Origin of the sequence: Burkholderia sp. AU39826 (assembly GCF_020419965.1) — a bacterium.
Lineage (GTDB): Bacteria > Pseudomonadota > Gammaproteobacteria > Burkholderiales > Burkholderiaceae > Burkholderia > Burkholderia semiarida.
Genome location: NZ_JAIZQG010000009.1, coordinates 98914 through 122403, shown reverse-complemented (window position 1 = coordinate 122403; position 23490 = coordinate 98914). Strand labels below are relative to the sequence as shown.

Sequence of the window (23490 nt, the reverse complement as noted above, 5' to 3'; positions counted from 1 at the left end):
CGCGCTTTACCGTCGATCTTCGACCTTCCACTTCCGCCGCGGAGCGCACACGATGCTCGAACCGGAAATCGCGGCGTTCGTCGCGGCCGTCGACGCGTGGTATCCGGCCGATGCGGCGGCGCGCTCGCCCGACGAGCAGCGCCGCCTCTACGACCGCTTCGCGGCCGAATGGACGCCGGCCGCGCTGCCGGCCGGCATCGTGCAGCAGAACGCCGAGTGGCACGCGCCGGACGGCCGCACGATCGCGCTGCGGCGCTATACGTCCGGGCACGGCGCGCCGCGCGGCACGGTGCTGTTTTTTCATGGGGGCGGTTTCGTCGTCGGCTCGCTCGACAGCCATGCGTTGATCACCGCGCAACTGGCGGCCGATACCGGCGTCGACGTGATCGCGGTCGACTATCGGCTGGCGCCCGAACACCGTGCGCCGGCCGCGCTTGAAGATTGCCTGGCCGTCACGCGTGCCGCACGCGATGCGCGCTGGCCGTTCGGGCGCTGCGTGCATCCGCTGACGCTCGCGGGCGACAGCGCGGGCGGGATGCTCGCGGCGGCGGTGGCGACCGCGCTGCGCGATGCGGGCGAAAGCGGCGTGGACGGCATCGCGCTCGTCTATCCGATGCTCGGCTTCGAACCGCAATCGCCCGCGCGCGAAGCCGAAGCGCACGCGCCGATGCTGACGCTCGACGACGTGCACCGCTATCGTGAGCTGTACTGGAGCGGCAGCCTTCGCGACGTGCTGCGCGACGGCGATCCGCTGCTGCGTGCGTCGGTGCCGCTCGAAGCCACTCGCTTCGACGGGCTGCCGCCGGTGCTGGCGATCGGCGCGGAGCATGATCCGCTGCGAGACGATGCGCGCGTGTACGTCGAGCGCATTCGCGCGGCCGGCGGCGTCGCGCACTACTGGATGGGAGAGGGGCTGGTGCACGGCTGCTGGCGCGCGCTCGGGACGAGCCCGCAGGCCGCACGGATGCACCGGACGGTCGGCGGGTTCTTGCTCGCACCATACGCGTAGCGGGCGTTTTCCGGGAGGCAACGATGCAGGCAGCAGCGCAACACCGTATCGAGGACTGGCGGACGTTTTCGGCTGACGCGGCCATCGCGGCGGCGACGATCGGCGATGGCGCGGTGCACGTCGAGTGGAGCGACGCGCGACGATCGCCATTTCATTTCGACTGGCTGCGCGACAACTGCGCGTGTTCGGCGTGCGTGCATGCGATCACGCGCGAACAGGTGTTCGAGATCGCCGATGCGCGCGACGATCTGTCCGCGCTCACCGTGCACGTCGAAACCGACGGCGCGCTGCATGTGGAATGGAACGACGGGCACCGCAGCGCGTGGTCGCCGGGATGGTTGCGTGCGCATGCGTACGACGACGCGTCGCGCGCCGAGCGCGTGGCCGCGCACGGGCGGCACGTATGGACCGGCGACGATGCAACGGCGATCGGTGTGTTCGCGTGGCGTGACGTGATGGATGACGACCGCGCGTTGTTCGCATGGCTCGGCGCATTGCAGCGCACGGGGCTCACGCTCGTCGAGGGCGTGCCGGCCGAGCGCGGCCGCGTGGACGAGATCGCGCGCCGCGTCGGCCTGATCCGCGAAAGCAATTTCGGCGTGCTGTTCGACGTCGAATCGAAGCCGCGCCCGGACAGCAATGCGTATACGTCGCTGAATCTGCCGCCGCACACCGACCTGCCGACGCGCGAATTGCAGCCGGGCGTGCAATTCCTGCATTGCCTTGCGAACGATGCGACGGGCGGCGACAGCATCTTCCTCGACGGCTTCGCGCTCGCGGATGCGCTGCGGCGCGAACATCCGGACGATTTCGAGCGGCTCGCGTCGACGCCGTTCGAGTTCTGGAACAAGAGCGCGAACAGCGACTACCGCTGTTCGGCGCCGGTGATCGGGCGCGATGCGCGCGGCAACGTGACGGAAGTGCGTGTCGCGAACTTCCTGCGCGGGCCGCTCGATGCGCCGGCCGGCTCGGTGGCGGCCGTCTATCGCGCGTACCGGCGGTTCCTCGCGCTGGCGCGCGAACCGCGCTTTCGCGTGCAGCGCCGACTGCGGGCGGGCGACATGTGGGCGTTCGACAACCGGCGCGTGCTGCATGCGCGCACGGCGTTCGAGCCGTCGACGGGCCGCCGGCACTTGCAGGGCTGCTACGTCGATCGCGACGAGTTGCTGTCGCGGTGGCGGGTGCTGTCGCGGTCGGTGCCGGCCGCGGTGCGCTGACCCCCGCACACGGCGCATTCACGCACGCCTTTTCGGGGAAAAAGCACCCGGACGCCGGGCGTCCGGGCGAAGCCACCCGCTGCCGGGCGGCGGAGGTATGCGTTTCACAAAGAACACGAGCCCCGCGAACGGGGCTCGTCAGGACTGCGTGACTTCATCGCGCGACGCGCGGCGCCCGCCGGGGCGCCTCGGCTTACTGGCCGAAGAAGATCGAGTCGCGTGCGTTCGACGAAGCGGCGGCCGGTGCGCCCGAGTGGACGAGCGGCGCCGGTTGCGCGCCGTAGCCGCTGGTGTCGGCGCCATGCACGCGCGCTTCGGCGCTCTGGATGTCGTTCGGGTAGTACGGGCTCGACACGCCCGGCTTGTAGCCGGCTTGTTCGAGCTGGACGAGTTCGTTGCGCACTTGAGCGCGCGTCACGGTGCTTTGGGCAAACGCGCCGAACGAAGCGGACAGGGCGGCAGCGGCAACGACTGCGGAAACGAGCGATTTCATGGTGACCTCCGGTGTTTTATTGAGTTCGCTCTCGACACCATGTCTTGAGCGATTGATCAAATCTTAGTCACCGGCGTGTTCAGGGTAAACGCTGATTTTGACGATAAATTGTTTCCTGGCTGGTAACAGTGCGGCGTCGAATCAGTCTTTCAACGGGCTTTCTTTTCGGTGGGCGTAATAAGTATGAAGAATGTTGCGGCGGGCGGTGCGCGGTTCAGCGCGCCTCGGCCGCCGTGTCGAACGGTCGGCGCTGCGAGCGTCCGGCGGGCGCGTCGGCGCTGAGAAAGCGCACACCCGTCGCGGCTTCCGATGCTTCCCACAGCAACGCCGCGGACGCCGCATTGCGCGCCGCGCGCGGCACGCTCGCCGGCGCCGGCAGCCCGCGCGATTCGAACCAGCCGGACGGACCGATATACGCGCCGCCGGCCACATCGGGCGACGTCGCCGCATGAATCGCCGGCAGCGCGCCCTGGTCGGCCGGCTGGGCGAGATAACGGTTCGCGGCACGCATCAGCGCGGCGCGAGCGGGCGAGCGGTCCATCGCCGGGCCCGCGAACTGCAGGTTGGTCGCCGCGTAGCCGGGGTGCGCGGCCACGCTGATGCCGGCGAACGCCGCGCGTTCGAAGCGGCGCTGCAACTCGATCGCGAACACGAGGTTCGCGAGCTTGCTGTCGCAGTAAGCGAGATAACGGTTGTAGCGCTGCGCGGCGCGCAGGTCGTCCACGCGAATCCGGCCGCCGCGGTTGAAGCCGCTCGACATCGTGACGACGCGCGGCCGGCGCGCGGCGCCCAGCGCCGGCAGAAGAGATGGCCGGTCAGCGCGAAATGGCCAAGGTGGTTGGTGCCGAACTGCATCTCGAAGCCGTCGCGCGTGTGCCGCAGCGGCAGGAACATCACGCCGGCGTTGTTGCACAGGATGTCGACGCGGCCGTGGCGTTCGCCGACGTCGGCCGCGAAGCGCGCGATCGACGCGAGATCGGCGAGGTCGAGCGGATCGACTTCGACGCGTGCATGAGGATGAAGCCGGCGGATCGCGTCGGCCGCCTGCGCGCCGCGCGCGGCGTCGCGGCAGCCCATCACGACCGTCGCGCCTTTCGCGGCCAGCGTCTCCGCGAGCTGCCAGCCGAGGCCGCTGTTGGCGCCCGTCACGACCGCGACCTTGCCGCCTTGCGCCGGGACGTGGCGCGCGCTCCATGCATGCATGTCTGCCTCCATCGGCGCGGCCGGTCGGCCGCGACACGTAATCGTTACATCGAGTGATGTAACGATAGTGTGGACGGACGTCGCAGACAAGCAGGAGAATTAGACCGGCGCTTCTAGGGCTGGCATATGGCGTGGCACCGCCAGCCCGGCGCACGGCCGGCAGGCGTTACCTGCTGCCGGCCAGCGCGAGCACCTCGGCGGCGGAGATCATGGCGGCGGCGTTCGCGGGGGCCGGGCGCTCGGCCGGGCGGAACACTTCGTCGCCGCGGTGAATGACCTGGCGCGACAGCGCGCAGGTGCCGGTGCGCTGCGCGAAGCGGCGGCGCCAGCGTTGTTCGCCGTAGTGACAGCGGCCGGGTTCGACCCAGCGCACGACGAGCAGCGTATCGGAACGTTCCAGAATTTCGACGTGGACGTCGGCGGGATCGAGCGCAGGCAGGGATTTGGAGGCCTTCATTTTGCCGTTTCCTAAAGCTCGTGCGGTTTCGGCCGTGGCAGTGGATGTCACTACCCGATGGCGAATCCGTAGCGGTTTCCATGAGTGGTGCGCTAAATGTAAGCGTCTGTGACCGGAAAAAACATCCTGTCCGGCTCGAATTACCTTTTGCCGATTTAGAAACAATCCGCGCTTATTTTCTTGAAAAACCATGAACAAAAAGCCCCGGACGGAAAGTCCGGGGCGGAAAATCGGGCCGCGCGCCGTGTCTGCTCGCCCAGTCACGGGATACATCGCCGGGGGACGGAGGTGCCCGCAGGGATCCGGCGCGGGCAGGGGGGCGATGTACCGGAAGCGCGGTCCGGCAGCACCATGATGACGTGCGCCACCCGTTGACACCCTGACGCGAACATGACTTTTTTGTCAGTTTACGTTGTCCGCCGCGCCGGACGTTGCCCGGTGATCGGCTGGAAGGCCCGCTGGTATTGGGTTTGAGCGGACCGCGGGGTGGCACTTCAACGCCGCTCGCCCACCGAATTCTTGCGACCGACGGATTGAACAGCCCTGGGTAAATACTGAATCCCAAGTTCGTGACAAACACGCCGTCCCTTCCTATGATTGGTTGGACCTTTAGTCCTTTGTGCCAATCGGCCGACTGGCGGCCGGCTTTTTCGGAGACATGCTCATGAGATTGCAGGGCAAACGCGCGCTGGTGACGGCGGCCGGGCAGGGCATCGGCCGCGCGACCGCGCTGCGGTTCGCGAGCGAGGGCGCCGACGTGCTGGCGACGGACGTCAACGAAGCCGCGCTGGTGCGGCTCGAGGCCGACGCCGAGCGTGCGGGCGGCCGGCTGGTCACGCGGCGGCTCGACGTCACCGACGCGAGCGACATCACGGCGCTCGCCGCGAGCGAACGCGCGTTCGACGTGCTGTTCAACTGCGCGGGCTACGTGCACCACGGCTCGATCCTCGAGTGCGACGAACACGCGTGGGCGTTCTCGCTGAACCTGAACGTCACGTCGATGTACCGGCTGATCCGCGCGCTGTTGCCCGCGATGCTCGAAGCCGGCGGCGCGTCGATCGTCAACATGGCGTCGGCCGCGTCGAGCGTGAAGGGCGTGCCGAACCGCTTCGTGTACGGCACCACCAAGGCGGCCGTGATCGGGCTGACCAAGGCGGTAGCCGCCGATTTCGTCGAGCGCGGCATCCGCTGCAACGCGATCTGCCCGGGCACGATCGAATCGCCGTCGCTCGAGCAACGCATCGCCGACCAGGCGCGCACGCGCCACGTGTCCGCCGACGAGGTACGCCAGGCATTCGTCGCGCGCCAGCCGATCGGCCGCATCGGTACCGCGGACGAAGTGGCCGCGCTCGCGCTGTATCTGGCGTCCGACGAAGCGTCGTTCACCACCGGCACGATTCACCTGATCGACGGCGGCTGGTCGAACTGACCGCGTCTAGCCGACCGCGTCTAGCCGACCGCGTCTGCCCGACCACGCCTTCCCATTCACTTTCCGTTCAGACAACGACATGAAACTGCTGAGATTTGGCGACAAACACCATGAAAAGCCGGGCCTGCTGGATGCGCAGGGCCACATTCGCGACCTGTCCGGCGTGATCGACGATATCGCCGGCGACGCGCTGACCCCCGCGTCGCTCGCGCGGCTGCGCGATCTCGACCCGTCGTCGCTGCCGCGCGTCGACGGCACGCCGCGGCTCGGCGCGTGCGTCGGCCGCGTCGGCAAGTTCATCTGCATCGGGCTCAACTACTCGGATCACGCGGCCGAATCGGGGATGGAGGTGCCGAAGGAGCCCGTCGTGTTCGGCAAGTGGACGAGCGCGATCTCGGGCCCGAACGACGACGTCGAGATCCCGCGGGGCTCGGAGAAAACCGACTGGGAAGTCGAGCTCGGTGTGGTGATCGGCCAGGGCGGCCGCTATATCGACGAAGCCGATGCGCTGTCGCACGTCGCCGGCTACTGCGTCGTCAACGACGTGTCGGAGCGCGAATACCAGCTCGAGCGCGGCGGCACGTGGGACAAGGGCAAGGGCAACGACACGTTCGGCCCCATCGGCCCGTGGCTCGTGACGGCCGACGAAGTGCCCGATCCGCACGCGTTGCGGCTGTGGCTCGAGGTGGACGGCCACCGCTACCAGAACGGCACGACCGCGACGATGGTGTTCCGCGTGCCGTACCTGATCAGCTACCTGAGCCGCTTCATGAGCCTGCAGCCGGGCGACGTGATCTCGACCGGCACGCCGCCGGGCGTCGGCCTCGGGCAGAAGCCGCCCGTCTACCTGCGTGCCGGACAGGTGATCACGCTCGGCATCGACGGGCTCGGCGAGCAACGCCAGCGCACCGTGCAGGCCTGATTCCCTTTAACGGACGGTTCGTCATGCCTATCATTCGATCGATGCGCGTCCTCGACGTGCGCTTTCCGACCTCGCGCCAGCTCGACGGGTCCGACGCGATGAATCCGGACCCCGATTATTCGGCGGCCTACGTCGTGCTCGAAACCGACCGCGACGGGCTCGAAGGTCACGGGCTCACGTTCACCATCGGCCGCGGCAACGAAATCTGCTGCGCGGCGATCGACGCGATGCGTCACCTCGTCGTCGGCCTCGACCTCGACTGGATTCGCGAGGACATGGGCCGCTTCTGGCGGCACGTCACGTCGGATAGCCAGTTGCGCTGGATCGGCCCCGACAAGGGCGCGATCCATCTGGCGACGGGCGCCGTCGTCAATGCGGTATGGGATTTGTGGGCGAAGGCCGCCGGCAAGCCGCTGTGGCGGCTCGTCGCCGACATGCGCCCGGAGGAACTGGTACGGGCGATCGACTTCCGCTACCTGACTGACTGCCTGCGCCCGGACGAAGCGCTCGAGCTGCTGCGCCGGCAGGCGCCCGGCAAGGCCGCGCGGATCGCCGCGCTGGAGCGCGACGGCTACCCGTGCTACACGACGTCGGCCGGCTGGCTCGGCTACAGCGACGACAAGCTGCGCCGGCTGTGCCGCGAGGCGGTGGACGAGGGTTTCGACTACGTGAAGCTGAAAGTCGGCGCGAACCTCGAGGACGACATTCGCCGCGTGACGATCGCGCGCGAGGTGATCGGCCCCGAGCGCAAGCTGATGATCGACGCGAACCAGGTGTGGGAAGTCGACGCGGCGATCGACTGGGTGCGCGAGCTCGCGTTCGCGCGGCCGTGGTTCATCGAGGAGCCGACGAGCCCCGACGACGTCGAAGGGCATCGCAAGATCCGCGACGCGATCGCGCCGGTGCAGGTCGCGACCGGCGAGATGTGCCAGAACCGCGTGCTGTTCAAGCAGTTCATCGCGCGCGGCGCGATCGACGTCGTGCAGATCGATGCGTGCCGGCTCGGCGGCGTGAACGAGATTCTCGCGGTGATGCTGATGGCCGCGAAATACGGGCTGCCGGTGTGCCCGCATGCGGGCGGCGTCGGGCTGTGCGAATACGTGCAGCATCTGTCGATGATCGATTACGTGTGCATCTCCGGCACGAAGGAAGGGCGCGTGACCGAGTACGTCGATCACCTGCACGAGCATTTCGTCGAGCCGTGCGTGGTGCGCAACGCGGCGTACATGCCGCCGACCGCGCCCGGTTTCTCGATCGAGATGAAGCCCGAATCGCTGGAGCAGTACCGGTTCCGCGGCTGACGCGGGCGACGCACGACGGCGCGCGCTGTGCGCGTCGGGCGCACCCCGCGCGCCGTGCACGGCGACAACATGAACGACGGAGACGCGAAGTGGATTTGAATCTGCAAGACAAGGTCGTGATCGTGACCGGCGGCGCGTCGGGCATCGGCGCCGCGATCTCGATGCGGCTGGCCGGCGAAGGCGCGATACCGGCGGTGTTCGCGCGCCACGCACCGGACGACGGCTTCTGGCGCGAACTCACGCGGAAACAGCCGCGCGCCGCTTGCGTCACGGTCGAACTGCAGGACGACGCGCAGTGCCGCGACGCCGTTGCACAGACCATCGCGCGGTTCGGCCGTATCGACGGGCTCGTCAACAACGCGGGCATCAACGACAGCATCGGGCTCGACGCCGGGCGCGACGCGTTCGTCGCATCGCTCGAACGCAACCTGATCCACTACTACGTGATGGCGCATTACTGCGTGCCGCACCTGAAGGCGGCGCGCGGCGCGATCGTCAACATCTCGTCGAAGACGGCCGTGACCGGGCAGGGCAACACGAGCGGCTATTGCGCGTCGAAGGGCGCGCAGCTCGCGCTGACGCGCGAATGGGCGGTCGCGTTGCGCGACGACGGCGTGCGCGTGAACGCGGTGATCCCGGCCGAAGTGATGACGCCGCTCTACCAGAACTGGATCGCCGGCTTCGACGACCCGCAAGCGAAGGTCGCGGAGATTGCCGGCAAGGTGCCGCTCGGCCGGCGCTTCACGACGGCCGACGAAATTGCCGACACGGCCGTGTTCCTGCTGTCGGATCGCGCATCGCACACGACGGGCCAGTGGCTGTTCGTCGATGGCGGCTATACGCATCTCGATCGTGCGATCAGCTGAGGGCCGCGCGCGATGCAACCCGACCTGAACCCGAACACCGCCCCGCCGCTGATCGCGCTGACCGGCATCGGCAAGCGCTTTCCGGGCGTGCAGGCGCTCGACGATTGCCGTTTCGACCTGCGCGCGGGCGAAGTGCATGCGCTGATGGGCGAGAACGGCGCCGGCAAGTCGACGCTGATGAAGATTCTCGCGGGCGTGTACCAGAAGGACGAAGGCGAGATCCGGATGGACGGCCGCCCGGTGGAGATCGCCGATCCGCGCACCGCCCAGGCGCTCGGCATCGGCATCATCCATCAGGAGCTGAACCTGATGAATCACCTGAGCGTCGCGCAGAACATCTTCATCGGTCGCGAGCCGCGCGGCCGCTTCGGCGTGTTCGTCGACGAAGAGAAACTCAACCGCGACGCGGCGGCGATCTTCCGGCGGATGCGGCTCGATCTCGACCCGCGCACGCCGGTCGGCCGGCTGACGGTCGCGAAGCAGCAGATGGTCGAGATCGCGAAGGCGCTGTCGTTCGACTCGCGCGCGCTGATCATGGACGAGCCGACCGCCGCGCTGAACAACGCGGAGATCGCCGAACTGTTCCGCATCATCCGCGACCTGCGCGCGAACGGGGTCGGCATCGTGTACATCTCGCACAAGATGGACGAGCTGCGCCAGATCGCCGATCGCGTGACCGTGATGCGCGATGGCAAGTATGTCGCGACCGTGCCGATGGCGGACACGTCGATGGAATCGATCATCTCGATGATGGTCGGCCGCCAGCTCGATACGGAAAGCCGCACGCCGCCCGATACGTCCGCGAACGAGATTGCGCTCGAGGTGCGCGGGCTGTCGCGCGGCCGCGCGATCCGCGACGTCGGCTTCACGCTGCGGCGCGGCGAGATCCTCGGCTTCGCCGGGCTGATGGGCGCGGGCCGCACCGAGGTCGCGCGTGCGGTATTCGGCGCGGATCCGGTGGACGCGGGCGAGATCCGCGTGCACGGCCGGGCCGTGACGATCCGCACGCCCGCCGATGCGGTGAAATATGGCATCGGCTACCTGTCCGAGGATCGCAAGCACTTCGGGCTCGCGGTCGGGATGGACGTGCAGAACAACATCGCGCTGTCGAGCATGCGCCGCTTCGTGCGCCGCGGCCTGTTCCTCGATGCGCGCGCGATGCGCGACGCCGCGCAGTCGTACGTACGGCGGCTCGCGATCCGCACGCCGTCGGTCGCGCAGCCCGCGCGACTGCTGTCGGGCGGCAACCAGCAGAAGATCGTGATCGCGAAGTGGCTGCTGCGCGACTGCGACATCCTGTTCTTCGACGAGCCGACGCGCGGCATCGACGTCGGCGCGAAAAGCGAGATCTACAAGCTGCTCGACGCGCTGGCCGCCGACGGCAAGGCGATCGTGATGATCTCGTCGGAGTTGCCCGAGGTGCTGCGCATGAGCCACCGGATTCTCGTGATGTGCGAAGGCCGCGTGACCGGCGAATTGCGCGCGGCCGACGCCACGCAGGAAAAGATCATGCAGCTCGCGACGCAGCGCGAGTCGACCGTGTTGTCCTGAATCAGACGCTCAGACGCCTAACGATCATGTCCAACGATACGCATCCCGTTCCGCCCCTGGCCACCGGCGACACGCCGGCCGCCGCATCGAGCCTGAAGTCGCGCTTCTTCAACCCGGCCGCGCGGCAGAAGCTGCTCGCGTTCGCGAGCCTCGTGCTGCTGATCGCGTTCTTCAGCTTCGCGTCGTCGAACTTCCTCGAAGTCGACAACCTCGTGTCGATCCTGCAGGCCACCGCCGTGAACGGCGTGCTGGCCGTCGCGTGCACGTACGTGATCATCACGTCCGGCATCGACCTGTCGGTCGGCACGCTGATGACGTTCTGCGCGGTGATGGCCGGCGTCGTGTTGACGAAGTGGGGGATGCCGCTGCCGCTCGGGATCCTGGCCGCGCTGTGCTTCGGCGCGCTGTCGGGCTGCGTGTCGGGCTTCGTGATCGCGAAGATGAAGGTGCCGCCGTTCATCGCGACGCTCGGCATGATGATGCTGCTCAAGGGGCTGTCGCTCGTGATCTCGGGCACGCGGCCGATCTACTTCAACGATACGCCGGGCTTCACGTCGATCGCGCAGGATTCGCTGATCGGCAACCTGATCCCCGCGCTGCCGATCCCGAACGCGGTGCTGATCCTGTTCCTCGTCGCGATCGGCGCGTCGATCGTGCTGAATCGGACGATCTTCGGCCGCTACACGTTCGCGCTCGGCAGCAACGAGGAAGCGCTGCGGTTGTCCGGCGTGAACGTCGACGCGTGGAAGATCGCCGTGTACACGTTCAGCGGCGCGGTGTGCGGGATCGCCGGCCTGCTGATCGCGTCGCGGCTCAATTCCGCGCAGCCGGCGCTCGGGCAGGGCTACGAGCTCGATGCGATCGCGGCCGTCGTGATCGGCGGCACGTCGCTGTCGGGCGGCGCGGGCAGCATCGTCGGCACCATCATCGGCGCGTTCATCATGAGCGTGCTGACCAACGGGTTGCGCATCATGTCGGTCGCGCAGGAATGGCAGACGGTCGTGACGGGCGTGATCATCATCCTCGCCGTCTATGTGGACATCCTGCGCCGGCGCCGCCGCTGATGCACGCGCGCAGGAAGAAACGAACACGGGCACCCAGGCGCTGCACCGCCGGCCGGGCCGGCATTTCAGTCGATACCAACCAAGGAGACGCGAAGTGATCAGGAGCAAGGTGTTGAACGCGATCGTCGGGCTGACGTTCGCCGTCGGCGTCACGGCCGGCGCGCAGGCGCAGGAGACGTACATCCCGCTGATCTCGAAAGGCTTCCAGCATCAGTTCTGGCAGGCCGTGAAATCGGGCGCGACGCAGGCCGCGAAGGACTACAAGGTGAAGGTGACGTTCGAAGGGCCGGAAACCGAGGCGATGGTCGACAAGCAGATCGACATGCTGTCGGCCGCGATTGCGAAGAAGCCGGCCGCGCTCGGCTTCGCGGCGCTCGACAGCAAGGCCGCGCTGCCGTTGCTGAAGAAGGCGCAGGCCGAGAAGATCCCGGTGATCGCGTTCGATTCGGGCGTGGACAGCGACATTCCGGTAACGACGGCCGCGACCAACAACAAGGCGGCCGCCGCGCTCGCCGCCGACAAGCTCGCCGCGCTGATCGGCGACGAAGGGCAGGTTGCCGTGGTCGCGCACGACCAGACGAGCCGCACCGGCATCGACCGCCGCGACGGCTTCCTCGAACGGATGAAATCCGCGCACCCGAAGGTGCAGGTCGTGACCGTGCAGTACGGCGAAGGCGATCAGCTGAAATCGACCGAAGTGACGAAGTCGATCCTGCAGGCGTATCCGAAGCTCAAGGGGCTGTTCGGCACCAACGAGGGCTCGGCGATCGGCGTGGTCAACGGCGTGCGCGAGATGAAGCGCAAGGTCGTGATCGTCGGCTACGACTCCGGCAAGCAGCAGAAGGATGCGATCCGCAGCGGGCTGATGGCCGGCGCGATCACGCAGAACCCGATCGGGATCGGCTACAAGACGGTCGAGGCGGCCGTGAAGGCGATCAAGGGCGAGAAGCTGCCGAAGGTCATCGATACCGGCTTCTACTGGTACGACAAGACCAATATCGACGATCCGAAGATCGCGGCGGTGTTGTACGACTGAGCGTGGCGTGCCGGCGGCGATCGCGACGATGCGCGCCGCCGCCGCCGAGTCGATTGAACACGAGGGGATCATGGGCGCAGTGCGTATCGATTCGCATCAGCACTTCTGGCGTTATCGCGCGGCCGACTATCCGTGGATCAGCCCCGGCATGGGCGTGCTCGCGCGCGACTACCTGCCCGATATGCTCTGGCCGCAACTGCATGCGCAGGCGCTTGGCGCGTCGATCGCGGTGCAGGCGCGCGCCGGGCGCGACGAGACGGCGTTCCTGCTCGACCTCGCGCGCGACGACGCGCGCATCGCGGCGGTGGTCGGCTGGGAGGATCTCGGTGCGCCGGCGCTGGCCGACCGCGTCGCCGAGTGGCGCAGCCCGAAGCTGCGCGGCTTTCGTCATCAGGTGCAGGACGAAGCCGACGTCGGCGCATTCGTCGCCGATCCCGCTTTCAATCGCGGTGTGGCGTGGCTGCAGGCGAACGGCTACGTGTACGACGTGCTCGTGTTCGAACGCCAGTTGCCGGCGGTCCGTGCGTTCTGCGCGCGGCACGATGTGCACTGGCTCGTGCTCGATCATTGCGGCAAGCCGGCGCTCGCCGAGTTCGGGCGCGACGACACCGCGTTCGCACGCTGGCGCGCGTCGCTGCGCGAGCTCGGCGCGCTGCCGCACGTCGCATGCAAGCTGTCGGGGCTCGTGACCGAGGCCGACTGGCGGCGCGGCCTGCGCGCGCAGGACATCCGGCATATCGAGCAGTGCCTCGACGCGGCGCTCGACGCATTCGGCCCGCAGCGGCTGATGTTCGGATCGGACTGGCCCGTGTGCCTGCTCGCGGCGTCGTATGACGAGGTGGCGTCGCTCGTCGAGCGCTGGGCCGAATCGCGGCTGTCGGCGGCCGAGCGCGGCGCGTTGTGGGGCGGCACGGCCGCGCGTTGCTACGCGGTGCCGGGCGATGTGAAGCGCGGCATATAGAATAGGCGCGAGCGGTCTGTGCGATGCGTCGGGCCGTCCGCAACGAAACCGATTACCAGCGTCAACGTATGTCCATCCAGCCGATTCAGAACCGCCGCCTCTACCAGCAGATCGCCGACAAGCTCAGCGCGATGATCGAGTCGGGCGATTTCCCGCCGGGCAGCTATCTGCCGCCCGAGCGCGAGCTCGCCGAACAGTTCGGCGTGTCTCGCACGTCGGTGCGCGAGGCGCTGATCGCGCTCGAGGTGAGCGGGCTCGTCAGCGTGCGCGTCGGCGACGGCGTGAAGGTGCGGCTTCCTGAAACGGCGGCCGCGCCCGAACCCGCGCCGGCACCGGTCGGGACGGTCGCGCCGTTCTCGATCGTCGAGATCGATCCGGAGCTCGGCATCGCACTCGATCTCGATACCGAAATCCCGCCGTTCGCGCTGCTGCAGGCGCGCCGGCTGATCGAGCCGGAAGCCGCGTCGCTGGCCGCGCGGCACGGCTCGGACGCGCAGATCGAAGGTATCCACGAAGCGTTCCTGCGCAACCAGGACGACAACCGCAGCGGCTCGCTCACGCACCCGGGCGACCGGCTGTTCCATATCCGCATCGCGGAAGCGAGCGACAACGCCGCGTATGCGCTGATGATCAAGCAACTGCTGGCGCACAAGTACGACCCGATGTTCCAGCGGCTGCAGTCGCTGTACATGCCGAACGACATGCCGCACCGCTCGGAGCTGGAACACCGCGCGATCCTCGACGCGATCCGCGCGCGCGACCCCGACGCCGCGCGTCGCGCGATGGCCGAGCATCTCGATGAAGTGATCCGCATCTTTGGCCGTGCGCTCGACTGAGCGCGAGCCGATTCGCCGCATGGTCGGCCGCGGCCGACGCGATGCGGATTTTCGCGTGCCGATGCGGCGTGCGCATCGCACGAGGGTATCGGCCGCCGGGACAGAACGAACGCTGCGATGCGAGCGATGCGCGCCGGTCGATCGGCATGCCGCTCGCGCGCCGAATGGAGTGTGACGAATGCGCGTGAACGATTGCCACAATTTCCACGACTTCCGCGAGCTGGCCAGGCGACGGTTGCCGGGGCCGATCTTCAATTACATCGACGGCGCGGCCGACGATGAAACCACGTATCGACGCAACACGAGCGCGTTCGAAAGCTGCGATCTCGTGCCGAACGTGTTGCGCGGCGTGCGCGACGTCGATCTGTCGGTGACGGTCATGGGGCAAAAGCTCGGCATGCCGGTGTACTGTTCGCCGACCGCGCTGCAACGCCTGTTTCACCATGACGGCGAGCGCGCGGTCGCCGCCGCCGCCGCGAAATTCGACACGATGTTCGGCGTGTCGTCGCTCGGCACCGTGAGCCTGGAAGAAGCCCGTGCGATCAGCCCGGGCCCGCAGGTCTACCAGTTCTATTTTCACAAGGACCGCGGCCTCAACCGCGAGATGATGAACCGCTCGAGGGAGGCCGGCGTGAACGTGATGATGCTGACGGTGGACAGCATCACCGGCGGCAATCGCGAGCGCGACAAGCGCACCGGCTTTTCGATTCCGTTCCGGCTGACGCTCGCGGGGCTTACCGAATTCGCGTTGAAGCCGGCCTGGGCGATCAACTACCTGACCCACGAGCGGTTCCGTTTGCCGCAACTCGACCAGCATGTCGACATGGGCGGCGGCGCGATGTCGATCAGCCGTTACTTCACGGACATGCTCGATCCGTCGATGTCGTGGGACGACGTCGCCGCGATGGTGCGGGAGTGGAACGGGCAGTTTTGCCTGAAAGGCGTGATGTCGGTCGACGACGCGCGCAGGGCGGTGGACATCGGCTGCACCGGCATCGTGTTGTCGAACCACGGCGGACGGCAACTGGACGGCTCGCGCGCCGCGTTCGACCAGCTTGCCGAGGTGGTCGATGCGGTGGGCGACCGGATCGACGTGATGATGGATGGTGGCGTGCAACGGGGTTCGCACGTGCTCAAGGCGCTGGCGCTCGGTGCGAAGGCCGTCGGGCTGGGGCGCTATTACCTGTTTCCGCTCGCCGCCGCCGGGCAGCCCGGCGTCGAGCGCGCGTTGCAGCTGATGCGCACGGAGATCGAGCGGGACATGCGGCTGATGGGCTGCGCGTCCGTTTCTCAGCTCGGGCGGGGCCAGCTTCGTTTTCGCTGACGGCGGCGGGCACGACGCCGTCAGGCCTGCGTGCCGGCCGGCATCGCCCGCTCAGAAGCGATCCGCGCGATACGGCGCCGGATCGGTGAACGGTGCTTCCCCGGTCATCATCTCGGCGAGCAGGCGGCCGGTGACGGGGCCGAGCGTCAGCCCGTGATGGTTGTGCCCGAACGCGAACCACAGCCCGCGATGCGCGGGCGCGGGGCCGATCACCGGGCGCATGTCGGGCGTGCACGGCCGGAAGCCGAGCCACGGATGCGGGTCGAGCCGCTCGCCGAAACCGAACACCGGCCGCGCGACGCGTTCCGCGCGTTCGAGCTGCACGCCGGTGGGCGGCACGCGGCGCCGCGCGATCTCGACGCCGGTCGTCAGCCGCAGCCCGCGCCGCATCGGCGCGATCACGTAGCCGTATTCGCGATCGACGATCGGCGCCGACGGCACGCCGCGCGCGGACGGCGCGTAGTGCATGTGATAGCCGCGCTTCTCGCGCAGCGGGATCTTGTAGCCGAACTTGCCGAACACCGTGTCGGACCACGGGCCGAGCGCGACGACGACGGCCGGCGCGGCCGCGGGGCCGTCGTCGGTCCGGACCTGCCAGCCGGGCGACAGCGCGTCGAGGCTCGCGGCGTCGCCGGTCAGCAGCGTGCCGCCGCCCTGCACGAACAGTTGCGCATACGCTTTGACGAGCGCGGCCGGATCGACGACGCTTTTCGGGTCGAGCCAGTGCAGCGCGCCGCAGAAGCCCGGTGCGAGGCTCGGTTCGTGCGCGCGCAGCGCGGCCGCGTCGAGCGGCGTGATGCCGAGCCCGTGGCGGCGCGCGGTGAGGCCGGCGTCGGCCACGCCGCGCTCGAATGCGGCCGGCGTGCGGAACGCTTCCAGCCAGCCGCTGGCGCGGACCAGTTCACCGGCGCCGGCCCGCGCGATCAGCGCGTCGTGTTCGACGATGCAGCGCTCGATCAGCGGCAGCATGTCGCGCGAGGCCGCCGCGTGACGCAGCGGCGCCGATTCCCACCAGAACCGCGCGAGCCACGGTGCGAACGCGGGCAGCGACGCGCTGTGCCAGTAGAGGTCGGTCGAGCGGTTCAGCGCATAACGCATCAGCGTGAACGGGCTGCGGGGGAACGGGTACGGTTCGACCGACGAGCGCTCGATCAGCCCGGCATTGCCGAAGCTCGTGCCTTCGCCGGGCGCGCCGCGATCGACGAGGGCGACCTTGCGGCCGCGATCCTGCAGGTGCAGCGCGGCGCAGACGCCGACGATGCCGGCGCCGAGAACGATGACGTCGAAATCCATCGGTATGAATGAACAACGGTCGAGACAGGTTGGAAACCGACGTTGCAGTCGGGGCGAATTCCGGAGGAGGGCTGCCGACGGACAGCTTGCCGTCAGGATACCCGCGATGTCATGCGATTCGCAAAAACCGATTCGGCTTGCCGGATGCGTACTTACGATTCGCGATATTCCGGATTCTAACCGGGCGCCAGGCGCGGGCGGCACTGACGTTCGTCGATGGCGACGGCATGCGCGCGCCGGCGCCCGCGATTCTCGATGCGTTGCACACCACGTGTCGACACCCTGTCATAAGCCGCCGATCGTGTTGATCATTTGATCCGGGGCATCGGTAAATCGTACGATGCTGCATCGCGGAATTGCCAAATTTACCCGTTGCGTCATTCCGGAAGATCCAGGTCCCGCTGCACCGCCGGCTTACCGGCGTAATTCGAGGGACTGCTTAATTGAAAGGTATGGACTCGCCCGAGGCGGGCCGTTATGATGGCGCCGCTTGCCCTGAGAGACAGCCGACCGCGCCAAGAAAAAGACATAAACGTGGGAGAAGATAGCGATTTTCTCGAATGTCCGTCTGCTGGCGAATGCGATTGCGTTGATCGCCTGAAAGCCGCGAATCGCGTTTCGCCGGAGACGCATTCCGAAATTAATATTTCGGATACCGACATGTAGTAATGCCGCGTCGCATGCGCCGCGGCAATCGAAAAAGAAAGCGAGAGGGCCCATGAAAGAGTTGCCAGGAATCGCCGGATTGGCCGAGTCCGCGGGATCGTCCCCGCTTGCCGGCGCGCTGCAGTCGGGCGCGATGCAATTGGCCGCGGCGGCGAATCCCGCCGTCGGCAAGATCGCACCGACCGCGTCGGCCGTCATGAAGGCGCTGGCCGCCGGCGGGAATCCGGCGCAGATCGCGGCGTCGATGGCCGCCCCGGCGGCCGGCATGCTGAATCCGCTGGCCGGGCCACTCGCTTCCGGCGCGATGGCCGGCATGCGCGGTGCGGGCGCCTCGGCGATGCCGATGGCGGCGGCCGACGCGGCGGCGCCCGTCGACGATCACCCGCTCGCCGGGCAACCGCTTTCCGATCTGGCTTCCGCTCCGCAATTTTTCGTTCCGGGCCAGACCGCTGCGCAGCCTGGCGCCGCCGCGGCGGCGTCGTTGCCGTTCAGCGAGACGACTCGCCTGCTGCGTTTCCAGTCATCGCTGACCGGCAACCGCGCGCTGTCGATCGCGGCGATCACGGGCGGCGAAGCGCTGTCGGAAATGCCCGCCTACACGCTGGACCTGATCACGCAGAATCCGTCGATCGACCTGAAGGACGTCCTGAACCAGGCGGTCACGGTCAACATCGCGCTCCAGGACGGATCGGAGCGGCAGATCCACGGCTATCTGGTCCGGTTCGGCTTCGAGCGCAACGACGGCGGCATCGCGCATTATCGCGGCGACCTGGCGCCGTGGCTCTGGTATCTCGGCAAGCGGGTCAACAGCCGGATCTATCAGCAGGTCACGGTGCTCGACGTGCTGCACAAGGTCTTCGCCGATTACGGTGCGCTGGTCGATTACCAGACGCATGTCAAGCAGGAGCTGAAGCCCGAGGACTACGTCGTCCAGTTCCAGGAAAGCGACCTGAATTTCGTCAGCCGGCTGCTCGAGCGGCACGGGCTGTTCTACTACTTCGAATACCGGCAGGACGGTCACACGCTCGTGATCGCCGACGATTCGGCGTCCTGCCCCGACCAGGCACACGATCCCGTCGTGACCTACAACGCGGCGAGCGGCGTGCAGCAGGCGGACCGCCTGACCGCGCTGTCGGCGAGCCGCGAAACACAGCCCGGCGTGGTGGCGCTCCATACGTTCGACTACAAACACCCGAAGGGCCGGCCTTACGTCGAACTGCCGACGCTGGCCGATCAGGGCAATGCGCCGAAGCTCGAGGTGTACGACGGCAATTCGGCATTCGCATACAAGGACACCAGGGAGGGCGAGGCGGAAGCCAAGCGCCGGCTCGAGGTGTACGAGTGGCAGGCCAAGGTATTTCGCGGCGAATCCGGTTGCCGCGGGCTCACGGTCGGCCGCAAGTTCAAGATCGACGGGCACTTCTGGTTCGATCCGGCCAAGCAGGACGACAACACGTTCCTGGTCGTCGGGATCCGGATCGACGCGAAGAACAACTTCGACGATGCATCGGCGCAGCCCGGCAGCTTCCGCAACGAGCTGACGCTGATCCGCAGCAAGATTCCGTATCGTCCGGTGCGGCAACATGACAAGCCGGTGATGCCCGGTCCGCAGAGCGCGATCGTCGTCGGCCCGAAGGGGCAGGAGATTCATACCGACGGAATGGGCCGGATCAAGGTGCAGTTTCCGTGGGACCGCTACGGCAAGAACGACCAGGACAGCTCCTGCTGGATCCGCGTGTCGCAGCCGTGGGCGGGGCGCGGCTGGGGCACCGTCGCGATTCCGCGCGTGAACCAGGAGGTCATCGTCGATTTCCTCAACGGCGACCCCGACCGGCCGATCATCGTCGGCCGCATGTTCAACGCGGAGCAGACGCCGCCGTACGGATTGCCCGACGGTGCGCACCAGATGGGTTTTCACAGCAACTCCACGCCCGGCGGCGGCGGGTTCTGCGAAGTCGTGATCCACGACAAGAAGGGCGAGGAACTGGTCAATATCCACAGCCAGAAGGATATGGCCACGACGGTCCAGAACAATCATGTGACGGTCGTGAACGGCCCGAACCAGACGAACATCGTCACGCAGGGCCAGCACGCGAGCATCGTGCGCAAGGCGATTTCGGTGCAGTCGCAGGACGAACACATCCAGCACACGGCGAAGACGGCGGTGATCCTGCACGCGCAGGAACAGCACATGGCGCTCAAGGCGAAGGGTCCGGTGCAGATCGAATCCGATACCGAGCACGTGCACGTGAAGGGTTCCCAGTCGATCGTGCTCGAATGCGGGAAGGCGAAGATCACGCTGTCGGCCGACGGGCAGATCGTGCTCGACGGCACGCGCGTGGTGGTGCTGGGCTCGCAAAGTGTCGACCTGAATCCCGACGGTGCGACCGGGCCCGCGGCGCCGCCGCTCGTGCCGGTGAACGATCCGGCCGCTCCCGAGCCGAACGCCGCCGCACCGGCGGCCGGTGGCGGAGGAGGAGGTCGTGGCGGCGGCGGAGGCGCGGCGGCCGCCGCGCCGGCACATGGGAAAAAGCAGGCGAAAGGCGTGCCGAAGAAGGCGGTGGCGACCGGGCTCGGCGCCGACGTCGACAAGCTCGCCGCGAAGTCGCCGACGCTCGAACGCGACATCGCCAGGTTGCAAAAGGACGGCTGGCAGATCCAGTACGGCCCGGCGAATGGGGGATCGTCCACGAACAAGCACGGCCAGCCGCCGACGATCGTGATCGACGGCAACGACCGCGGGAATCCGCAGGCCGTCGTCCAGGGGCTCGCGCATGAAACCGGACACGCGCTGTACCCGGGCGCGCCGGATTTGTCGAGCAGGGCCCATTACGTCAACAGCGAACTGGCGGACGAAGGCGCGGCGACGATGAACAACATCAAGGTGCAGCGCGAAATCCTCGCGCACGGCGGGCCCGATATCCGGATCGCCGGCAATCCGGCCAATTCGCCGGCCTACAACGCCGCGTACGACCAGTTCGTGAAGAACGGCGACGCGAACGCGGCGCGTGCCGCCATCGGCCAGGTCTATGGCGCGGGCGAATACGCGTCGGTGCCGGTCAACGGCCAGTATGTCAATTACCAAACGTACTACGGAAGCTGGTATGACCGTACTTATCCCCCGTCCCACTAAGCGCGGCCGCGGCGCGGCGATCGTCGCATCGCTGCTGCTAGCATTGTCGCTGGGCGTGACACCGGCGTGTTCGGAAGGATCGAAGAAGATGCATACAACCGTTCAACTCAGTCTCTGGCAAGTAATCGACCAGATCGGCGCGCATCAGCCGATCCGGCGCGAGCCCGTCGAACACCTGCTTCACGCGAAGCTCGCGCGCAGCGAATCGAGCAACGAATACTTCACGTTCTGGAGCAACGACGACGGTGCCCCGATCATGCTCGACGACGGCACGCAGATCGAGCGCGTCGTGCTGCGTACGAGCAACGAAGGCGACGCGCATGGCGCGCTGACGTTGACACTGTCCGGCCGTTGCGTCGGCCGCGACGACGTGAAGGCGCGCTTCGCCGGGATGCGGATCGCCGGTACGCCGACGGGCCGCTCGCCGAACGAGGAGACGACGTTCCGCTTGGAGACGCGTTGGGGCGAACTGGTGTTCGGGTTCGCGGAGCGCAACCCCGATTGCCTGTCGAGCGTCGGTTTCGGTGAAAAGGCGAAGTAACGCTCGACCCTCACGCGTGTGCACGGATCGATAAAAGGAAAAACGGAATGACGGTTTACCGATTGCACGAGGGGCGCATGGCATTGCCCGACGGCTGGCGCGACCAGACGATGAACGTGTTCCATTTGCCGGACGCGTCCGGTCGCAAGGACGTCGCATTCGTGGTCACGCGCGACTACGACACGCCGCTGGACGACGCCGGCGCGTACGCGGATGCGCAGCAGACGGCGTTCAAGCGCCAGTTTCCGGGCTACAAGCCGCTCGCGCGCGAGGCCGTCACGATCGGCGGGCTGCCGGGCGTCATGGTCGACTACCAATGGCGTAGCGACAAGACGGTGCTGCGGCAGCGGCAGGCGATGGTCCGGCTCGACGACGCGATGCTGGTGTTCACGCTCAATGCGCGCGTGGAGGATTTCGAGCGGCATCTGCCCGCGTGGACGTCGATCCTCGCGTCGTTCGCCGTGATGCCGCCCGTGCCCGATGAGGCCGATACGCCGGCGACCGCCCACGAAAGCCTGCCGCATGTGTTCGCGCTGTCGGCGAAGACGCGCGTGCTGCGCGTCTATCCGGACCTGCGCTCGGTGTGCGAGCGGATCAGCACGCGCGAAGTCGAAAGTCACGACTGGGTGTTCTTCGCGAGCGACGGCTCGCCGCTCGAACCGAGCATCGTCCAGCACAGCCGCCACGGGTTGTTCAAGGCGGAAGGGCGCTACGAGTTGCGGCCCAGCCGCGGCTACTCGGGGCTCCCGCTGCTGCGCCGGCTCGAAGCGGTCACGGCCGTGGAGGGTGTGCCGCCGCTGGTCTCGCTGCAGGACATCGACGCGCATCTGCGTCGGCAGGCCGCCGCGCGGCCGGACGGCGCGCAGTCATGAGCGGTGCCGAGGCCGCCCTGCGCGCGGCCCGCGCGGGCGACGAGATCGGGCATGGCTTCGGCCTGCTCGGCATGATCGCGGGCGCGGTGGTCGGCGCGGTGGTCGCGGCGGCCATCGTGACGGCGACCGCGGCCACGGGCGGGCTCGCGCTCGTCGCGATCATCGGCGGCTGCGTCGCGGGTGGCGGCCTCGCCGGCGGCGCGCTGGTCCGCGGCATCCAGAAAGCGGCCAACCTGCCCGGTCCAACCACCGGCATGCTGCATCAGGGGGCGTCGAACGTCACGGTCAACAGTCGGTCCGCGCTGCGTGCCGGCGTCGATTATGCGGACGAATGCAACGGCCTGCCGTTCAATCATTTTCCGCGGACGCGGCTGCTGGTCGCGCAGGGGTCGCGCACGGTGACCGTCAACGGCAGGCCGATGGCGCGCCTGTCGATGAAGATGGAGTGCGGCGCGGCCATCAAGACGGCGAGCGACAACGTGACCGTCGGCGGCGAGACCGTCACCGTCGTGGAGATTCACGACACGGAAGCGATGTTCGAGACGGCCCTCGAAGTGCTCGGCTTCGTCGCGCTCGGCGCGGCCGGGCTGGGCGCGCTCGCGGCCGGCCTGGGTGCGACCGCCCTGTTCGCGGGCACCGTGATCGGCGCCAACGTCGGCCTGAACGCGCTCCATTCGTGGGGCGAATCGCTGGGCCCCGGCTACGGCGACATCATGGTCGGGGTCGCGGGGTTCGCGTTGCTCGGGCTGGGCGCGAAGGGCGCCGACACGGAAGCCGCGAAGAACGCGGTCGACGTGTTGAACCGCACCAAGGTGGAGATCGAGCCGAACACCCTCGGCGCGAACGGCGGCAACGTCCGCGTCACGACCAAGGGCGTGCCGCGCACGCTGTACGACCAGTTGCGCGCGAAGACGCCGAGCTCGAAGATCCAGAAGATGGTCAACGAGAACTACGAGCCGGGCATGAAGGACCCCGCGCTGCCGGGCCTGACGATCGACAAGCCGCTGCACGCGGATCACATCGTGCCGATGAAGGAGATCACCGAGATGCCCGGGTTCAAGGATCTGTCCTTCGACAACCAGGTCAAGGTCCTGAACAACCCGGACAACTTCGCGGGCCTGAGCGAGACGGCGAACACGTCGAAGGGCGCGAAGTCCTACACCGACTGGACCGAATACAAGAAGGGCGGCATCAAGGTCGACGAAGGATTCCGGCAGCAGATGATGCAGCGCGAGGCCGACAACCGGACGATGCTGCAGCAGCAGATCAAGGATTTGCTTGGCGATCAGCCCAAGTAGAATGTGTCGACGACGAAT

19 protein-coding genes and 1 pseudogene are annotated in these 23490 nt (G+C 67.7%); 16 read left to right on the top strand and 4 right to left on the bottom strand.

Annotated elements, in window-relative coordinates; all coding sequences use genetic code 11:
* Positions 1-52: 52 nt before the first annotated feature.
* The gene (locus LGM42_RS17950) at positions 53-1009 is read left to right on the top strand and encodes an alpha/beta hydrolase (protein WP_226232792.1); all 957 of its coding nucleotides are present in this window, start codon (positions 53-55) and stop codon (positions 1007-1009) included.
* A gap of 23 nt (positions 1010-1032) precedes the next feature.
* Positions 1033-2226 carry a TauD/TfdA family dioxygenase gene (locus LGM42_RS17945; RefSeq protein WP_059584408.1) on the top strand — a complete coding sequence of 398 codons (1194 nt, stop codon included), beginning with the start codon at positions 1033-1035 and terminating at the stop codon, positions 2224-2226.
* A gap of 193 nt (positions 2227-2419) precedes the next feature.
* Here LGM42_RS17945 and LGM42_RS17940 read toward each other — a convergent pair whose 3' ends face one another.
* The 3 genes and pseudogenes from LGM42_RS17940 to LGM42_RS17930 all read right to left on the bottom strand — a co-directional run bounded on the left by LGM42_RS17940 (position 2420) and on the right by LGM42_RS17930 (position 4379).
* Entirely contained in the window at positions 2420-2719 is a 300-nt protein-coding gene (locus LGM42_RS17940) for a DUF4148 domain-containing protein (RefSeq protein ID WP_050012329.1), read from the bottom strand.
* A gap of 214 nt (positions 2720-2933) precedes the next feature.
* Positions 2934-3922: pseudogene (locus LGM42_RS17935) on the bottom strand (oxidoreductase).
* A 166-nt stretch (positions 3923-4088) separates the two neighbouring features.
* Positions 4089-4379, bottom strand: a complete 291-nt coding sequence (locus LGM42_RS17930; protein ID WP_006484717.1) for a DUF3331 domain-containing protein — start codon at positions 4377-4379, stop codon at positions 4089-4091.
* A gap of 664 nt (positions 4380-5043) precedes the next feature.
* Between LGM42_RS17930 and LGM42_RS17925 the strand changes: the two genes are divergently transcribed.
* The 10 genes from LGM42_RS17925 (at position 5044) to LGM42_RS17880 (ending at position 15669) form a co-directional block, all read left to right on the top strand.
* Positions 5044-5808, top strand: coding sequence for an SDR family oxidoreductase (locus LGM42_RS17925; RefSeq protein WP_226232791.1), 765 nt, complete (start codon positions 5044-5046; stop codon positions 5806-5808).
* Positions 5809-5887: 79 nt separating this feature from the next.
* Positions 5888-6730 (top strand): ureidoglycolate lyase, encoded by an 843-nt coding sequence (locus LGM42_RS17920; protein ID WP_226232790.1) that lies wholly within the window; start codon positions 5888-5890, stop codon positions 6728-6730.
* Between the two features lie 23 nt (positions 6731-6753).
* The gene (locus tag LGM42_RS17915; RefSeq protein ID WP_226232789.1) at positions 6754-8031 is read left to right on the top strand and encodes an L-fuconate dehydratase; all 1278 of its coding nucleotides are present in this window, start codon (positions 6754-6756) and stop codon (positions 8029-8031) included.
* A gap of 89 nt (positions 8032-8120) precedes the next feature.
* Positions 8121-8897: an SDR family oxidoreductase gene (locus LGM42_RS17910; protein ID WP_226232788.1), complete on the top strand. Its 777-nt coding sequence runs from the start codon at positions 8121-8123 to the stop codon at positions 8895-8897.
* A gap of 12 nt (positions 8898-8909) precedes the next feature.
* Positions 8910-10448: a sugar ABC transporter ATP-binding protein gene (locus LGM42_RS17905; RefSeq protein ID WP_060314311.1), complete on the top strand. Its 1539-nt coding sequence runs from the start codon at positions 8910-8912 to the stop codon at positions 10446-10448.
* 26 nt (positions 10449-10474) lie between these two features.
* Positions 10475-11512, top strand: a complete 1038-nt coding sequence (locus tag LGM42_RS17900) for an ABC transporter permease (RefSeq protein WP_059584416.1) — start codon at positions 10475-10477, stop codon at positions 11510-11512.
* 94 nt (positions 11513-11606) lie between these two features.
* Positions 11607-12548, top strand: a complete 942-nt coding sequence (locus tag LGM42_RS17895) for an ABC transporter substrate-binding protein (protein WP_059502372.1) — start codon at positions 11607-11609, stop codon at positions 12546-12548.
* 70 nt (positions 12549-12618) lie between these two features.
* Positions 12619-13509, top strand: a complete 891-nt coding sequence (locus tag LGM42_RS17890) for an amidohydrolase family protein (RefSeq protein ID WP_226232787.1) — start codon at positions 12619-12621, stop codon at positions 13507-13509.
* A gap of 68 nt (positions 13510-13577) precedes the next feature.
* Positions 13578-14345 carry a FadR/GntR family transcriptional regulator gene (locus LGM42_RS17885; protein ID WP_060314314.1) on the top strand — a complete coding sequence of 256 codons (768 nt, stop codon included), beginning with the start codon at positions 13578-13580 and terminating at the stop codon, positions 14343-14345.
* 178 nt (positions 14346-14523) lie between these two features.
* The gene (locus LGM42_RS17880; RefSeq protein ID WP_226232786.1) at positions 14524-15669 is read left to right on the top strand and encodes an alpha-hydroxy acid oxidase; all 1146 of its coding nucleotides are present in this window, start codon (positions 14524-14526) and stop codon (positions 15667-15669) included.
* A gap of 51 nt (positions 15670-15720) precedes the next feature.
* Here LGM42_RS17880 and LGM42_RS17875 read toward each other — a convergent pair whose 3' ends face one another.
* The gene (locus tag LGM42_RS17875) at positions 15721-16962 is read right to left on the bottom strand and encodes an NAD(P)/FAD-dependent oxidoreductase (RefSeq protein WP_059584421.1); all 1242 of its coding nucleotides are present in this window, start codon (positions 16960-16962) and stop codon (positions 15721-15723) included.
* Positions 16963-17680: 718 nt separating this feature from the next.
* Between LGM42_RS17875 and LGM42_RS17870 the strand changes: the two genes are divergently transcribed.
* The 4 genes from LGM42_RS17870 (at position 17681) to LGM42_RS17855 (ending at position 23472) form a co-directional block, all read left to right on the top strand.
* On the top strand, positions 17681-20761 hold the full coding sequence (locus LGM42_RS17870) for a type VI secretion system Vgr family protein (protein ID WP_226232785.1): 3081 nt from the start codon (positions 17681-17683) through the stop codon (positions 20759-20761).
* Positions 20762-20849: 88 nt separating this feature from the next.
* The gene (locus LGM42_RS17865) at positions 20850-21302 is read left to right on the top strand and encodes a hypothetical protein (protein ID WP_124657675.1); all 453 of its coding nucleotides are present in this window, start codon (positions 20850-20852) and stop codon (positions 21300-21302) included.
* Between the two features lie 77 nt (positions 21303-21379).
* Positions 21380-22174, top strand: coding sequence for a DcrB-related protein (locus tag LGM42_RS17860; RefSeq protein ID WP_060314326.1), 795 nt, complete (start codon positions 21380-21382; stop codon positions 22172-22174).
* Positions 22171-23472, top strand: a complete 1302-nt coding sequence (locus LGM42_RS17855) for a PAAR domain-containing protein (protein WP_060314329.1) — start codon at positions 22171-22173, stop codon at positions 23470-23472. The genes LGM42_RS17860 and LGM42_RS17855 overlap by 4 nt, the downstream gene beginning before the upstream one ends.
* Positions 23473-23490: the final 18 nt, after the last annotated feature.